Source organism: Arthrobacter sp. MA-N2 (assembly GCF_000517125.1).
GTDB lineage: Bacteria > Actinomycetota > Actinomycetes > Actinomycetales > Micrococcaceae > Arthrobacter > Arthrobacter methylotrophus.
The window spans coordinates 2,861,766-2,877,859 of sequence record NZ_KI912155.1; the positions used below are offsets into that span (position 1 = coordinate 2,861,766).

A 16,094-nucleotide genomic window follows, 5' to 3' on the forward strand; every position below is an offset into this window, starting at 1 on the left:
TTCACTGTTCCCGGATTGGACCTGGCCCGATGAGCGTCCTCAGTCATTTCCGCGAGGTCGTGGCGAACCGCTTCGATCCCCGTGCCGTGGACGCGCTCTCCTCTTTTGACGGTCGTCCTGTGATTGGTTTCCTGGATACCGGTTTCCCCGAGGAGTTGGCCATCGCGGCCGGCTACCAGCCCATGCTCCTGACCGGGGACCCGACGTCGGGCACAGGTACCGCCGACCCCTACCTCGACCTCTCGGCTCCCGCCCGCGTGCGGCATCTCACCGAAGCGATGGTTACTGGCCGGTACAATTCGGTCGATGTCCTGTGTGTAACCGGTGGCGACCGTTGGCTCGCCAATACCCACGGGTTCCTGGAGGCTTACCGGCAAATCTCTGCCACTCCCGATTTCGGTGATGTCTACTACCTGGAGCGACCGCGAGGCACCTACCGGGAGCACCGGGAGTACAACCTGCGGTTGCAGCGGGACTTCCGGTCCTACCTGGAGGACCGCTCCGGTAAGGTGATCGACGACGGCGACCTGGCTGCCGCGATCAGGCTCACCAACGAGACGCGCTCACTCCTTCGCGAAGTCACAGCCTTACGGACAGGTGATGAGCCGCGGATCTCCGGCGTGGATTCACACACGATCACCATGGCCTCGATGCTGATGCCGAAGAAGGCCTTCAACTCGGAATTGCGTCACTTCCTTGCCCATGAAGTACCAACGGCATCGGTGGTGGCCAAGGGAACCGCACGGGTCTTCGCGTCCGGCAGCTCGCTGGACCACCACCGCCTGCATGAAATCGTGGAATCGCTTCCAGCGGTGGTGGTAGGGGAGGACACCGAGTTCGGTGCACGGTATGCCGAAACCCCCATCAACGAGTCCATCGATCCGATGGAGGCGATCGCAGACCGCTACACGTTCAAGGCCCCGGAGCCTTGGGCGTTCGGCATGAAACGCCGCATCGGGATGAAGGTGGATGCCGCAGTCGCCGCGCGCGCCGACGTCGAGGTCTTCCTGCATCTGGCGAACGACACATCCGTCGGATGGGACTTCCCCGATCAACGGAACTCACTCCAGGAACACGGCATTCCCGTCATTGCACTCGCTGACCAGGACTATGTCTTGGACGATGCTCAGGCCGTTTCGGACAAGCTGGCGGACTTCTTCTCCCAGTCCAAGGAAGAACACAACATCACTAAGAAGGTTTTGGCATGAATAAGGGACTCCTGAACGGAGCTCGGGCTCTCGACTTGACGGACGAGACCGGGTTTGTCTGCGGCAAGGTACTCGGCGAGCTCGGCGTTGACGTCGTCAAGGTGGAGCGGCCTGGCGGTGACCCTTCACGACTCATCCCGCCGTTCCACCAGGACATTCCAGGCGTGGAACGCAGCCTCTACTGGAAAGCTTTCAACACCGGAAAGCGCGGGGTGACACTCGACATCGAGAACCCCCGGGGCCAGGAGATCTTCCGCGAATTGGTCCGCCGGGTCGATTTTGTCATCGAGTCCTTTGAACCTGGCTATCTCGAGCGGATTGGCCTGGGATTTGAGGTCCTCCGTGCCATCAACCCGAAGATCGTCCTTGTCTCCATCACCCCCTTCGGGCAGACCGGCCCTTACAGCCAGTACAAGGGCTCGGAACTGATCGCTATCGCCATGAGCGGCGTGCTGAACAACACCGGGGACCCGGACCGGGCACCCGTAAAGGAGTCGCTGGACTCCGGGCTCTTCCATGCAGGGGTCGCGGGAGCCATGGGAGCCGTCACCGCCTACTACCACGCCATGCTTGCCGGCGAAGGCCAGCAGGTTGACGTCTCCGTTCAGGAAGTCGCCGCAAGCCGGCTCACCTCCTCCATCCTCGCATGGGACCTGGAACGCGTGACGTTGGTCCGCGACGGTCACAAGTCGCAGATGGGACCAACATCCACCGACTGGTTCTGGGCCTGCAAGGACGGCCACCTGTTCTGGCACATGCTCGGCGGCGCGTTCGGTGCCCCCGCCAACAAGGCCCTCTCGGACTGGATGGACGAGTACCTCGAGGACAACCCGCTACGAGAAGTGCAGGAATGGATGAAGTTTGACAAGGCCGGAATCTCCCAAGAGCAATGGGATCGCTTCGCCGCGGCAATCCGTCCCTTCTTCCTGCGTTTCACCAAGGACGAAATCCGGGAACAGAGCCTGAAACGCGGTACCAACGCCACCGTTGCCAACGATCCTCACGATCTGCTTGAGAGCGAGCAACTGAGGTCACGCGGTTACTGGACCGATCTGGACGACCCTGTCCTGGGCGACCTGAAATTCCCCAAATACTTCTTCCAATCCCGCGACACCGAGAACTTCAGCCGCACGGCCGCACCGCAGCTCGGCGAGCACAACGAGGACATCTACCTGAACGAACTCGGCCTGACGTCCGAGAAGATCGACGAACTAAGGAAATCCCATGCCATCTGAAGCTCCAACCCAGCCACCGGCACCCAAGGGTGCCTTAGCCGGCGTCAAGGTGCTCGACTTCGGCTGGGCCATCGTGGGTTCGCTGACCGGAAAATTCCTGGCCGATCACGGCGCCGAGGTAATCCGCGTCGAATCGGCCTCCCGACCGGACATGACACGGGTCGACCGTCGATACTCCAAGTCATCGCAGTCCAATCTCGACGACAAGCCCTGGTTCGCCCACTTCAACACGTCCAAGTACAGCCTGTCGCTCGACCTGAAAAACCCCCGATCGCGCGACGTGCTCGACCGCCTGATCGCCTGGGCCGATGTGGTCAACGAGAACTTCACACCGGGGACGTTGCAACGCCTCGGACTGGACTACGACTACATGACCACCATCAATCCAGACATCATCTTCATCAGTGGCAGCCTCTTCGGACAGACCGGCCCCCTTGCTGAGGAATGGGGTATCGACGGGACGGGCGCCGCCATTTCGGGCCGCCTCAACCTGACAGGCTGGCCGGACCGCACCCCCGTCACACCAAGTTCGGGCATCTATGGGGACTACATCGTTCCGCTGATGAATGCCACGGCCGTGGTCGCGGCGCTGGCACACCGCGAGAAGACGGGGTTGGGCCAGTACATGGAAGCGAGCATGTTCGAAGTCACGGCACAGGAGATCACCCCGGCCGTGCTCGATTGGCAGTCCAACGGCCGGCTTGAGGGACGGACCGGCAACCGCGTGGCAAACGCTTCCCCGCACGGCGTGTTCCCGTGCTCCGGCGAAGACCGCTGGTGCGCGATCGCCGTTTTCTCCGATCAGGAGTGGGCAGACTTCGTAGCCGCCCTCGGCAAGCCCGACTGGGCCGCCGATAGCCGGTTCGCCACTTTGGAGGCCAGGAAGGCAAATGAGGACGAGCTTGAGCGGCTCGTGGCGGAATGGACGTCCGCCCGCGATCCGCACGAAGTGATGAGGTACCTGCAGCAGTACGGTGTCCGCGCGTCCGCCGTGCAAGGGCCGGCGGACATTATCGACAACGATCCGCAGCTTCGGGAGCGGGGATTCCTGCAGACCGTCGAGCACTCGGTCCTTGGCCCCTTCGGTCACCAAGTGCCCCCGTTCAGGCTCAGTGCGACGCCGGCTCAGCTACGACCGGCTCCGAACATGGGCGAGCACAACGAGTACATCTGCACCGAACTGCTCGGCGTGTCCGATTCCGAGTACATCGATCTGCTGCTCGAGGACGTCTTCCGCTGACACGGAACCCACTGAACTTTTAATGAAGGGAAACAAGACCATGGATCGTCTGACTGGAAAAACCAGCATCGTCACCGGAGCCGGCGAGGGTATCGGCCGCGCCATCGCCCGGATGTTCGCCCGCGAAGGAGCACAAGTTGTTGTCGCTAACCGCAACGAGACGAAGGGCAAAGAGACCGTAGAGCTGATCAAGGACGCGGGCGGTGAGGCCACCTTCATCCGCACGGATGTCACCGATACGGAGGATGTGAAGCGGCTGATCGAACAGACGGTCGCCACCTACGGCAAACTCGACGTGCTCTGCAACAACCACGGCGTCTACGGCCTGGATACACGAGAAATTACCGACCTGCCCGAAGCGGACTGGGACCTCATGATGGACACGAACGCCAAAGGCGTGTTCCTCACCACCAAATACGCCGTACCGGCCATGCGTGCGGCAGGCGGCGGGTCGATCGTCAATATCTCCTCGATTGCGGCGCTGGCGAAGTCCGCGCAGCCTGCGTACGCGGCTTCAAAAGGCGCGGTGAACGCCTTCACCAAAGGCATCGCCGCCCAGGTGGCCGAGTTCAACATCCGCGCGAACGTGATCACTCCGAGCACGATTGAAACGGATCGCCGTACCGAGTTGGCGAAATCTGCCCAGTACAAGAACGACTTCCTGGCCCATACCTCCGAAGATGAGGCCGCCGGCAGCGTGGAGATCATCAACCGCGTCCTGCCCGGCTTCGGGGAACCGGATGACATCGCCTACGCCGCGGTGTACCTGGCATCCGATGAATCGGCCTACGTCACTGCCACCGTCCTCCCCGTCGACGGCGGTACCACCCGGACGCGCACAGACTAGCGTCGTCGCCACATCCATAGTTTGTGCAGCAAGAAAGCTAAGTGAGGGATTGAATGAACAGGCTCCAGGGCAAAGTCAGCATCATCACCGGTGCCGGCAGCGGCATCGGTCGCGGCATCGCGCAGAAATTCGCTGAGGAGGGTTCCGCCGTCGTTGTTGCTGACGCGTTCCCGGCCGGCGGCGAAGAAACGGTGGAATTGATCCGGCAAGCAGGCGGTACGGCCAACTTCCAGCAGGTTGACGTCACCAATGCCGCGGACGTTGAGCGGCTTGCCAAAGACACGGTGGAGCGCCACGGAGAAATATCTGTCTTGGTGAACAATGCCGGGATTTCCTCGGGAGACACCCTTCGGATCCACGAAGTGACCGAAGAAAACTGGGATCGCATCATGAATGTGAACCTCAAGGGCGTCTTTTTCTGCTGCAAGTACGTCCTGCCAGCAATGTTGGAGCGTGGTGGCGGGTCCATCGTCAACATTGCGTCCGCAGCTGCGGTCGGCATGGGACCCCGCGCCGCGTACGCGGCGTCGAAGGGCGGCGTGGCTTCGCTGACCCGCAGCATCGCGTTCCAATACGGCGAGTACAACATCCGCGCCAATGCAATTTGCCCGGGCCCGGTTGATACCCCGATGAGCCGCGCCTCAAGGGCAAGCGGTATCTACAAACCGACTGGCATCGTGGACCTCGCCATTGACCGCAAGGGCCAGCCGGAGGACATTGCCTACGCGGCGCTCTACCTCGCATCGGATGAATCGAAGTACGTCACATCCGACATGATGCTCGTCGACGGCGGCGCCCTCCGTCTCCGGGCAGAGCAGTTCCGCAATTAACCAGCCTCTTTCCGCCAAAGAATTAAGCAAGGAGAACATCATGTCCACCATCACCCCCGGACAGCGGCTGTACAGCGCAGCGTCAACCGCTGAGGTCATCGTCGTCAAAGCTGCATCCGTTGACCTGGCCTGCGCAGGCGAGTCCATGCTGGCCACCCGTCCGGAGACCGCGCCTGCATCCGGGACCGAAGCTCCAGTATTGGTGGGAAAGCGCTACACGGATGAGGAGAGCGGCCTGCTGGTTCTATGCACCAAAGGGGGCGCCGGGCCCTTGCTGGCGGACGGTCGCGTGATGAACGAACTCCAGACCCAAGCTCTTCCCTCTTCGGACTGAATGCCATGAATATTTCCGTCCTCCTCTCCATCGTCGCCGAAACCGTGCCGGATCGCCTGGCGGTGCGCGACGCCACCACCGCGCTGAGTTACGAGGGGCTGAACCGTGCCTCGTCCGTCCTCGGAGCGCAGCTCAAGGCGGCCGGCTACGGGAACGTGTCCATGGTGGACACCAACTCGGTGGTCTTCCCGCTGCTGTTCTTCGCGGCCGCCAAGGCCGGAATCCCCTTTGTGCCGCTGAACTACCGGCTCGCGGATGAGCAGTTGCGGCGCCAAGTGGAGCGGCTCGAAAACACCCTGCTGGTAACGGACGCCACCGGCGCAAGCCGCCTTGAGGGCCTAACGAATCCGACCATCCGCCTTCGCTCCGACGTCCTGGAATCCGCGCTGCATCCCGCCGAGGAACCGGTCGTGGACAGCGACGATGACCAGAGCGGGACCGCCGCGTCCTGGCTCTTCACCAGTGGCACCACCGGCGAACCGAAAATCGTTGTCCTCAAGCATGACAGCCTTGCGTCCTACGTGCTCGGCACCGTAGACGCCGTTTCTGCCGATGAAACCGAAGCCGTGCTGGTCAGCGTTCCCCCGTATCACATCGCCGGGCTCGCATCGGTCCTGACGTCCATGTTCGCTGGACGGCGGATGGTCTACCTGGAATCCTTCGACGCCGCCGGCTGGGTTGCTGCTGCAACCCGCGAGGGAGTCACCCAGGCAATGGTGGTTCCCACCATGCTTCAGCGGATCCTTTCCGTGCTCTCCGATGAAGGGGCGACCTTGCCCCGGCTGCGTAATCTTTCCTACGGTGGCGGACGCATGCCCCTCGAACTCATTGAGTCCGCCTTGGCGCAGCTGCCACATGTTGGATTCACGAACGCGTATGGACTGACTGAGACCAGCTCGACGATTACTTTGCTAGGGCCCGACGATCACCGGGCTGCACTGGAGAGCGACGATCCCGCCGTCCGGGCCAGGCTTGGGTCCGTGGGACGTCCGATTCCGGGACTGGAGCTTGAAGTTCGCGGCGCCGACGGGTTGCCGGTCGGAGCCCGGGTTCAGGGCGAGATTTGGGTCCGCGGCCCGCAGGTTTCCGGCGAATACAGGGGCAAGGGTTCGCAGCTGCTGGATGGCTGGTTCTGCACCCGGGACGAGGGCTGGCTTGACGAAGAAGGCTACTTGTTCCTGCTGGGACGCGTCGACGACGTCATCGTCCGCGGTGGAGAGAACATTTCTCCGGGCGAAATCGAGGACGTGCTCCGCACAGACCCACGAGTTGCCGACGTCGCGATCGTCGCCGAACCGGACGAGACCTGGGGTGAGGTGCCCGTTGCAGTGATCGTGGTCGCTGAGGGATCTGCCATTGACCACGAGGCGCTCAAGGCGTTGGTCCGCAGCAAGCTTCGGTCCTCGCGCGTACCCGGACGCATCATAGAGGTGGAGCAGCTGCCCTACAACGAGACCGGCAAGCTGCTGCGGCTTTCTGTACGCGACTTGCTGCGGGAGCACGTGGCCTGACGGAAGTGCGGGGCCTTCGTCGACCCGGCCGGTACTGAAATCCAGGCCCGCATTCAGCCCTGCAGACCGCGGGCACAACCCAGAACGAAGAAGGAATGAGAAAAAATGGATCTCGGACTTAAAGATCGTGTGGCTCTTGTCTCCGGAGCCGGCAGCGGCATCGGCCGCGCGGTCGCCCTTGAGCTCGCCGGCGAGGGCGCGCATGTCATTGTCGTAGACATAGATCCGGTACGTGCCGAAGCTACGGCGAAGGCGATCGAAGAAGCGGGTGGATCTGCCCGCGGGATCCCCTGCGACGCGTCGAACGAGGAGCACGTGCTGGCTTGCGCTCAGGAAGCAAGGGCCTGGCGCGGTCCCGTTACGGCCATGTGCCTGGCTGCCGGCATCGGGGCCAGCGGCTCAATCGAAGACATGGACCTGACAACGTGGCGCAAGGTCATGTCGGTTAATTTGGACGGAAATTTTCTCTTCCTTAAGCATTTCATCCGGCCCATGGTGGAAGCCGGTGGCGGGTCGATTGTGACCATCGGTTCAACTGGCGCGATCATGTCACGCCATGCAGGCTCCGCAGCGGTATACGGTGCTTCCAAGGCGGGATTGGCCCAGTTAACCCGGCATGTCGCGGCCAGGTATGGCAGTGAGGGTGTGCGCGCCAATTGCGTCCACCCCGGATCCACGATAACGAATTTCGGCGAAAGCATCCTTGGGGAACAGGCCATAGGACACCAACCGATCACCGCACCCATTGGGCGGCGGGCTGATCCAGCGGAAATCGCGGGGCCAGTCACATTCCTGCTCTCCGAGAGGGCATCCTTCATCACCGGGCAGGCTATCGCGGCCGATGGTGGGCTTACCGCGGTCTGAGTAGAACGGGGCTTCCGATAACAGCCGAGGAATCCGCGCAATGCGGGCACTGGCGCTACATTTCGGGGAGCGCCGAGAGCCAAGCTGCCATCCAAGCCGCAGCGTCCGTGTGAACGTTGTGTCCACTCTGCGGGGCCACTTCAACAGTTGCTTGCGGCACGAATTGCAGGAATTCTTCGGTCATCGCGTTGGTAACCAGCTTTGAACGGTCCCCCCGAATCAACGTAATGGGTACGTCAAGCGAAGCCAGCGACTTCCATACCTCAAATTTCTCTGTCCGGCGCAGTTGCGCTGAGTCGCGGAACCTTGGATCCCACCGCCACTCCACCAAGCCGTCGCTGCGTTCCCGCACGTTCCGTGAGACGCCTCTGAGCAACGACTGCCGATCCCGTCCCGGGGCCTCGGCGTGCACAGCGTCTACCAATTCGTCGAGGGTTCCGACGTGCTGAATCGGGATGACCGGATCTCCTGGCAAGCCACCTAACCCATGGGGTGTTGCATCCAGCAATACCAGGCGCTTGACGGGAAGCTGGTGTCGAGCCGCCAAGGCTATGGAGACCATGGCGCCAAGTGAGTGCCCGACGAGTGTGAAATCCTGCAGCACATCATGGCGGATGGCATGAGCGAGGATACCGGCCATGGTGGAAACGGTGTATTCATCCGGCGCTAAATGCCGGGAATGGCCGTGGCCTGGCAGGTCGTAAGCCACGGCGGGCACGCCGAGGCGGAGCAGGACCCCGTTCCAGGTGTGCGCGTCCAGGCGGGCGCCGTGAAGGACTACGAGCCCCGGATCCGTTCCCCAGTACACGCCGCTCACGTTCGCCGGCTCGTCGGGCACCAAGCGTCTTTCGACTGTGGGGACAGCGACGCCGAGAGCGTGCGCATGGTCGTTGATGAGGGAGATTTCGTCCATGTAATGACACCTAAATTGTGGGGCAGCCATCCGCAATGAATATGAGACATTATTTGATGCGACAGCACTAAAAAAAGCCTTATATCCCTTGAAGGGTACCAAACAATTGCTCCCGGGGCGTGGTCGGGGTCGGCACTAAGCGCTGACGGTCTCCCGCGCGGGGTTCGCTCGACCAAGCTCAGCGAAGGGGACTGCGGTAAGAGCCGCCATGTGCTCGCCGAGTTCGGAATCATAGCGGCTGAATACCTGGCGAACCCGGATGGCGGCAAGGACGGCGAGCTCATCGAAAGCCTGCATAAACGCGTCCCGTGCAACGGTTCTCGGCCAGCCGGAGGGCATCATGCTCAGCGGTAGTTCGGGATCCATGCGGACAGTCCTTCTGAAGCTGATAAGGAGCTCAGTCCTTCGCCTGAGCGCGGAGGCGGGATTCATGTCACCCTGCATTGACAGCGCGTAAAGAGCATCAGAACGTTCCTTGAGGTCGAGGTACCTCTCGCGCACGGGATCCAAGTCCCATGCATCCAGGGGCTGCCTGCCGATGATCTCGATGCCCGCGTGTGGGACTGTGAAGACGGCTGCATGGTCCACGTTGAGGGCTCGAATTTGCCCCAAAATTCCCTCGGTGCGGCAGCCGGGGGTTATCCACATGCCATCGTAGTAAGGGGCAAAACCTTCAAACCTTAGTTGCGTGCGGAAGGCTGCCCGGATCTCGCGGTGCTCCTCGGGTATGGAAAACGCCACCATGGTCCAATTGCCATCCCAGGAGTCCGAGGCTCCGAACGACAGCACCCGCTTGGTGCCGGGTTCAACACGGGCAACTGTCTCATCGCCAATTCGATAGAGGGTATAGCGCCCGGTCCGGCGTAGTTCCAAAATCCCATCCCGGGCCATGCGACTCAACGTTGCCCGGGCGTTAGCCGGTCCAACTTCAAAGCCACCCATCATCTCGACGAGGGCTGCTGAGGGAAGAAAGGCGCCCGGGTTGCGCCATACAAATCCGAACAATGTGACCATGAGGTCCCTGGCGAACGGACCCGGCTCTGCTTCGGTTAGCCGGGAGAGCTCGTTCTGGACCTTCTTTGGCATGACCATGCAATACAGAATACATCCGATGGCAGCTCAAACTGTCAAGGGTCTCGCTGGACACTAAAGTGCGGGACGGCGGCTCGCAGGTCTCATATTACGGCTCGGGCCCGGAGGATTCAGCCCCATAGTGCTTTTCGCAGGAGGGCTTTGAGTTGCGCGGTTTCGTTGGTGTCCAGTGCGGAGAGGACTTCGGACTCGGCGTGGCGGGCAGCGATGGCGGCTTGGGCCAGGAGCTGGTTGCCTTTGGCGGTGGCTGTCACGGTCTTGGCGCGGCGGTCCTGTTTGCCCGGCGCCCTGGTCACGAGCTTGCGTTTTTCCAGTTCGTCCACCAGGGCAACGATCTGGCTGGGATCGAGGCTGAGGAAGTCCGCGAGCTCCCGCTGGGTGGGCTCCAGTCCGCTGTCGGCAAGGATCAGCACCGAGTACGAGCGTTCCTTGAGGTCGAACTCCGCAAGCGCCCGGTTGTTCACGACCGAGCCGCCCGCGTGGAGTTTGGCCAGCAGGAAACCCGCGTCCTGGCTGATCGGAGCGTCTGCCAGCCGGTCCTTCGCGGCCGGGTGCTGCTCGGCCTTCGCTTCGATCGTCATAACAAACTCCAATAATCCTCAAAATCAATCGTTGACATTTTCAACTATACGTATTCTCATGGAAGAAGAACAGCATCCCATGCCGAACGGCCGGATGCACAGGGAACGGGCAAAGGAGCGCGGCATGAGCTTGAACGGCAAAGTAGCAATCGTCACCGGCAGCGGGCAGGGTCTGGGCCTGGCTTACGCGAGGGAACTCGCCCGCCGGGGTGCCGCCGTCGTGATCAATGACGTGAACGCCGGGACCGCGGCGCAGGCCGTCGCGCGGATCGAGGCCGACGGCGGCAAGGCCACCGCCGTCGTGGTTCCGGTGGGCGCCACGGAGGCCGCGAAGGCGCTCGTGTCCGGTGCTCTCGAGGCGTTCGGCCGTTTGGATATCCTGGTGACCAACGCGGGGATCCTGCGCGATAAGTCGCTGTTGAAGATGACTGATGAGGATTTCGACCTGGTGATCAACGTGCACCTGAAGGGCACCTTCACCTGCGTCCGGGAGGTGTTCGGGTACTTCAAGGAAAACAGCATCCCGGGCCGGATCATCACGATCGGTTCCCCGACGGGCCAGCGCGGGAACTTCGGCCAGAGCAACTACGCCGCGGCCAAGGCCGGCATTGTGGGCATGGTCCGGACCTGGGCTTTGGAGATGAAGAAGGCCGGGGTCACCGTCAATGCGGTCATCCCGGTGGCGGCCACGGCAATGACCAAGACCGTCCCGTACTTCCAGAAGGCCGTGGAAGCCGAGGAGCGCGGGGAGGCCATGCCGTCCTTCTTCCGCCACGAGCTCGGATTCGGCACGGCAGAGGACGTCGCGGGCCTGGTCGCGTTCCTCGCCTCCGACGAAGCCGCGAACATTACCGGCCAGGCGATCGGCGCGGGCGGGGACCGCCTGCAGGTCTGGACGCACCCGGAACCGGCCACCACCGAATACCGCGAGGGAGGCTGGGACTACGAGGCCCTGCGCGGGAACGCCGGTGAACTGTTCAACCAGGACACACTCCAGGGCTACGGCGAGGAATTCCTGCCGCTGCCGGCCGAGCTCAAGCCCGAAGCTGCCGGCGCCTCGGCAACGCCCGCCCGCTAGCCCACCGCGCTCTGGCCACTGACTGCTAAGGAAATCGATATGCGTTATGAACCGGGCATCGATGCCGCCAAACTCGATGCGATCGACATGCACGTCCACCTCGAAGTGGACGGCCACGGCCACGGATCCCTCCCGGAGGCCCTCACGGAAGCCTCGGCGAAGTACTTCAAAGCCGGGGACCGCACACCCTCGCTGGACCGGATCGCCGAGATCTACCGCGGGCTGAACATGGCCGCGGTCGTCTTCACCGTGGACGCCCGCACCCAGCTCAAGCACGAACCCAACAGCATCCCGGAGCTGATCGCCGGAGCCGCGAGGAACAACGACGTGTTGATCCCCTTCGGCAGCGTGGACCCCCGCACCGGGGAAGAGGCCATCGCGGGCGCCAAGCACCAGGCCGTCGAACTCGGTGCCCGCGGTTTCAAGTTCCACCCCTCCCTGCAGGGCTTCGATCCCTCCAACGAGGCGTTCTACCCGCTCTGGGACACCCTGCAGGAACTCGGACTCCCCGCGATCTTCCACACCGGCCAAAACGGCATGGGCGCCGGGCTGCCCGGCGGGTACGGGATCAAGCTGGGCTACTCCAACCCGCTGCTGCTGGACGCGGTGGCCGCGGACTTCCCGGGCCTGCAGATCATCATGGCCCACCCCTCGGTGCCCTGGCAGGACGAAGCGAACTCCATCGCGACCCACAAAGCCAACGTGTTCATCGACCTCTCCGGCTGGTCCCCGAAATACTTCCCCGAGTCCCTGGTGCGCATGTCCAACTCGGTCCTGCAGGACAAAGTCCTGTTCGGCACGGACTTCCCGCTCATCACCCCGCAGAAATGGCTCGGAGCCTTCGCCGAGCTGCCCCTGAAGGACGAGGTCCGGCCCAAGATCCTCAAGCACAACGCCGTCCGCCTCCTCGGACTGGGAGCCTGAAATGGGCACGGACACCGCCAGGGAAACCACCGTCCAGGAGCGGCTCTACTCCGTTGCGGACTGGTACGACGCCGAGTCCCTCCTCACCACGGACGAGCGCCGGGTCCTGGCCCGGCTCCGGGACTTCCTGGACGCCGAGGCCAAGCCGCTGCTGGCCGAGTACTGGGAACGGGGCGAATTCCCCGAACAACTCGCCCGGCCCCTGATCGACCTGGACCTCATGGAACCGGCCGAACTCACCGGACCCGGCGCCGAAGGTGCAGAACGTACCCCGGCCCGCGGGATCTACCAGGGCTTCCGGGTCTTCGAACTCGCCCGCACGGACGCCTCCCTGGCCACCTGGTACACCGCCCAGGCAGGCCTCTTCCGCACCGCCATCCGCGTCGGTGCCTCGGCCGAACAGCAGGCCCGGTGGATGCCGCGCGTCATCGATTTCTCCCTCAAAGGCGTCTTCTCCCTGACCGAACCCGAACACGGCTCGGACATCGCCGGCGGCCTCTCCACGACAGCACGCTTCGAAGCAGACCCCGACGGCGGCACCTGGGTCCTGGACGGCGCCAAACGCTGGATCGGCGGCGCCTCCACCGCCGACGTGCTGGCCGTGTTCGCCCGCGACACCGCCGACGGCCAGGTCAAAGCATTCCTCGTGGACCGTCAGGCGGCCGGGGTGAGCCTGGAGAAGATCCACGGCAAAACCGCCCTGCGGATGATGCAGAACGCGCACATCACCCTCACCGGCGTCCGCGTCCCCGAATCCATGCGCCTGCACAACGTGAACTCCTTCAAAGACGTCGCCGCGATGCTGCGGGCCATGCGCTCGGACGTCGCCTGGATCGCCACCGGCATCCAGGCCGGCGCCTTCGAAGCCGCCCTGTCCTATGTCACCGAGCGTCAGCAATTCGGCCGCCCGCTGGGATCCTTCCAGCTCGTCCAGGAAAAACTCGCCCGCATGCTCGGCAACCTCACCGCCTCCCTCTCCCTCGTAATCCGGCTGACCGAACAGCAAGCCAGCGGCACCTACCGCGACCAGGACTCCGCCCTGGCCAAAATGCAGACGTCCCTGCTGATGCGCGAAACCGTCGCCCTCGCCCGCGAAGTGGCCGGCGGCAACGGCATCACCCTGGCCACCGACGTCGCCCGCTTCCACGCCGACGCCGAAGCCGTGTACTCCTACGAAGGAACCCACGACATCAACGCCCTCATCATCGGCCGCGCCCTCACCGGCAACAGCGCCTTCACCCGCTAAACCACCCCCCCTTCACCCACCACCAACCACAGGAGACCGCCATGCCCCGTCTCGTCGTCGACTTCGACACCCTGCTCACCCTGACCGGCAAGGACCTCGGCACCACCGACTACCGCCAAATCACCCAGGAACAAATCAACCTGTTCGCCGACGCCACCGACGACCAACAATGGATCCACACCGACCCCGAACGCGCCAAGGACGGCCCCTTCGGAGCCCCCATCGCCCACGGCTTCCTCACCCTCTCCCTCATCATCCCCTTCTGGGGCGAGCTCTTCGACGTCGAGGGCGTCACCACCAAAGTCAACTACGGACTGGACAAAGTCCGCTTCACCTCACCAGTCAAGGCCGGCTCCAAAGTCCGCATGCAAGCCACCATCGCTGAGGTCACCGAAGTCAAAGGCGGCGCCCAGATCAAAGTCAACGCCACCATCAACATCGAAGACCAGGAACGCCCCGCCGTCGTCGCCGAATTCCTCGCCCGCTTCTACAAATAGACCGTCTCCGGGTGAGCGGCGGCTGGCGACCGTCCAGCCGCTCCTATCCGGAAGACGAGCCGCCTCGGCGCGGCAATCCACTCATTCGCCTCAGTTTCGCTCCGATAGGAGAGCCGTACACATGGACAACAACGGTGTTGGATCCTGGCTGCAACGCCGCCGCCCGAAGTCAGGACCGAAGCCCGCACTCATCTGCGCAGACCGTGTATTGAGCTATGACGGGCTCTCCGAACGCGCTGACCGGCTGGCCAACGCCCTTCGGACCCGTGGCGTAGCCAAGCGGGACCGTGTGGCGTACCTCGGCGAGAACGATCCTTCTTTTGTCGAGACTTTCTTTGCCTGCGGTCTGCTTGGCGCCATCTTCGTCCCCCTGAATACAAGGCTGGCCGCCCCTGAGCTGCGGTTCCAGCTGCAGGACTCGGGCGCTCGTTACCTCATCAACGCAGACAGCCTGGAGCCATTGGCTGCGGCCGCCGTCGACGGCACCTCCGTCGGCACCCGGCTAATAGTGGACGACAACGGTGGTCCTGAAGCGCCGGCTCAAAAGTTGCCAACCGGCGTCGAACATTATGATGCGGTGATCGACGCGGCGGCTGCTACACCAATCGATGAGGCAGTAAGTCTCGACGATGGCGCGATGATCCTCTACACCTCAGGCACCACAGGCCAACCCAAGGGCGCCCTACTCACGCACGGCAACATCACATGGAACTGCATTAACGCAATAATTGACATGGACACGAGCCGCAATGACGTGGTGCTGCTCATCGCGCCCCTGTTCCATGTGGCTGCCTTGGACATGGGACTGCTCCCGATCATCCTCAAGGGCGGAACCGCCGTCTTGGAGGCCAAGTTCGTTCCCGGCAGGGTTCTTGAGCTGATCGGACGATACAAGGTCACTACGCTCAGCGGAGTGCCAACCACCTTCCAGATGCTCTCTGAAGACCCGGGCTGGGCAGCGGCCGACCTCACATCCCTCGCGAAACTCACCTGCGGCGGATCGGTAGTGCCGATCCGGGTCCTCGACGCCTACGAGGCGCGCGGTATCGGCTTCTCCAACTGTTACGGGATGACCGAAACAGCTCCCGGCGCCACGATGCTGCCCTCGGACAGGTCCCGGGAGAAGACAGGCTCGGCCGGCCTTTCACACTTCTTCACCGACATCCGCATCGTGAGTGAATCAGGGGAGAAGGGTGGGATGGGGGAGACCGGCGAAATCCAGATCTCCGGTCCGAACGTCATCAAGGAATACTGGAACCGATCCGACGCCACCGCCGCAAGCTACGCCGACTCTATCTGGTTCCGTTCGGGCGACGTGGGCCATCTGGACGAGGACGGGTTCCTGTTCGTCTCGGACCGGATCAAAGACATGATCATTTCCGGTGGCGAGAACGTCTACCCCGCAGAAATAGAAGCGGTCATCTCGGAGCTGAGCGAGGTAGCTTCGGTAGCCGTCATCGGCGTCGAAGACGAGAAGTGGGGTGAAGTTCCGCGCGCTATCGTCACGCTCCGTGCGGGGGCCCGTCTTACCGTAGCCCAGCTTCGTGCCCACTTGGACGGCCGGCTCGCCCGCTACAAGATTCCAAAGTCAGTGACCTTCATGGACGACATGCCACGGACAGCAAGCGGAAAAATCCTCAAGGGGGAGCTACGGAAGCAATTTGCGCACTGAACACTACATATTTTCACAAGCT

The 16,094-nt window shown here is 62.9% G+C and carries 16 protein-coding genes; 13 read left to right on the top strand and 3 right to left on the bottom strand.

The features are described from left to right. The first annotated feature begins 29 nt into the window (after positions 1-29). From A3M3_RS0114030 to A3M3_RS0114065, 8 genes are all read left to right on the top strand, one after another. Positions 30-1,208, top strand: coding sequence for a 2-hydroxyacyl-CoA dehydratase subunit D (locus A3M3_RS0114030; RefSeq protein WP_028266871.1), 1,179 nt, complete (start codon positions 30-32; stop codon positions 1,206-1,208). After that, on the top strand, positions 1,205-2,443 hold the full coding sequence (locus A3M3_RS0114035; protein ID WP_028266872.1) for a CaiB/BaiF CoA transferase family protein: 1,239 nt from the start codon (positions 1,205-1,207) through the stop codon (positions 2,441-2,443). Before A3M3_RS0114030 ends, A3M3_RS0114035 begins: the two co-directional genes overlap by 4 nt. Continuing rightward, positions 2,433-3,683, top strand: a complete 1,251-nt coding sequence (locus A3M3_RS0114040) for a CaiB/BaiF CoA transferase family protein (RefSeq protein ID WP_051423175.1) — start codon at positions 2,433-2,435, stop codon at positions 3,681-3,683. The genes A3M3_RS0114035 and A3M3_RS0114040 overlap by 11 nt, the downstream gene beginning before the upstream one ends. A 40-nt stretch (positions 3,684-3,723) precedes the next feature. Continuing rightward, positions 3,724-4,530 (top strand): SDR family NAD(P)-dependent oxidoreductase, encoded by an 807-nt coding sequence (locus A3M3_RS0114045; RefSeq protein WP_028266874.1) that lies wholly within the window; start codon positions 3,724-3,726, stop codon positions 4,528-4,530. 53 nt (positions 4,531-4,583) lie between these two features. Beyond that, entirely contained in the window at positions 4,584-5,360 is a 777-nt protein-coding gene (locus tag A3M3_RS0114050) for an SDR family NAD(P)-dependent oxidoreductase (RefSeq protein WP_028266875.1), read from the top strand. Positions 5,361-5,400: 40 nt separating this feature from the next. Further along, entirely contained in the window at positions 5,401-5,694 is a 294-nt protein-coding gene (locus tag A3M3_RS0114055) for a hypothetical protein (RefSeq protein WP_028266876.1), read from the top strand. A gap of 5 nt (positions 5,695-5,699) precedes the next feature. After that, on the top strand, positions 5,700-7,205 hold the full coding sequence (locus A3M3_RS0114060) for a class I adenylate-forming enzyme family protein (protein WP_028266877.1): 1,506 nt from the start codon (positions 5,700-5,702) through the stop codon (positions 7,203-7,205). A 105-nt stretch (positions 7,206-7,310) separates the two neighbouring features. Further along, entirely contained in the window at positions 7,311-8,069 is a 759-nt protein-coding gene (locus A3M3_RS0114065; RefSeq protein WP_028266878.1) for an SDR family NAD(P)-dependent oxidoreductase, read from the top strand. A 55-nt stretch (positions 8,070-8,124) separates the two neighbouring features. Here A3M3_RS0114065 and A3M3_RS25120 read toward each other — a convergent pair whose 3' ends face one another. The 3 genes from A3M3_RS25120 to A3M3_RS0114080 form a co-directional block, all read right to left on the bottom strand. After that, positions 8,125-8,982: an alpha/beta fold hydrolase gene (locus A3M3_RS25120; RefSeq protein ID WP_051423177.1), complete on the bottom strand. Its 858-nt coding sequence runs from the start codon at positions 8,980-8,982 to the stop codon at positions 8,125-8,127. A gap of 135 nt (positions 8,983-9,117) precedes the next feature. Then, entirely contained in the window at positions 9,118-10,074 is a 957-nt protein-coding gene (locus A3M3_RS25125) for a PaaX family transcriptional regulator (protein ID WP_051423178.1), read from the bottom strand. Between the two features lie 110 nt (positions 10,075-10,184). Beyond that, a complete protein-coding gene (locus tag A3M3_RS0114080) occupies positions 10,185-10,655 on the bottom strand; it encodes a MarR family winged helix-turn-helix transcriptional regulator (protein ID WP_028266879.1) in 471 nt (156 codons plus the stop codon). Positions 10,656-10,779: 124 nt separating this feature from the next. On the opposite strand from A3M3_RS0114080, the gene A3M3_RS0114085 reads away from it, so the two are divergent. The 5 genes from A3M3_RS0114085 to A3M3_RS0114105 all read left to right on the top strand — a co-directional run bounded on the left by A3M3_RS0114085 (position 10,780) and on the right by A3M3_RS0114105 (position 16,072). Further along, the gene (locus tag A3M3_RS0114085; RefSeq protein ID WP_028266880.1) at positions 10,780-11,733 is read left to right on the top strand and encodes an SDR family NAD(P)-dependent oxidoreductase; all 954 of its coding nucleotides are present in this window, start codon (positions 10,780-10,782) and stop codon (positions 11,731-11,733) included. A gap of 39 nt (positions 11,734-11,772) precedes the next feature. Further along, entirely contained in the window at positions 11,773-12,657 is an 885-nt protein-coding gene (locus A3M3_RS0114090) for an amidohydrolase family protein (RefSeq protein ID WP_035741191.1), read from the top strand. 1 nt (position 12,658) lies between these two features. Next, on the top strand, positions 12,659-13,903 hold the full coding sequence (locus A3M3_RS0114095; RefSeq protein ID WP_028264804.1) for an acyl-CoA dehydrogenase family protein: 1,245 nt from the start codon (positions 12,659-12,661) through the stop codon (positions 13,901-13,903). Between the two features lie 41 nt (positions 13,904-13,944). Beyond that, entirely contained in the window at positions 13,945-14,400 is a 456-nt protein-coding gene (locus A3M3_RS0114100; RefSeq protein WP_028266881.1) for a MaoC family dehydratase, read from the top strand. Positions 14,401-14,521: 121 nt separating this feature from the next. Beyond that, positions 14,522-16,072: an acyl-CoA synthetase gene (locus tag A3M3_RS0114105; protein ID WP_028266882.1), complete on the top strand. Its 1,551-nt coding sequence runs from the start codon at positions 14,522-14,524 to the stop codon at positions 16,070-16,072. Positions 16,073-16,094 lie beyond the last annotated feature (22 nt).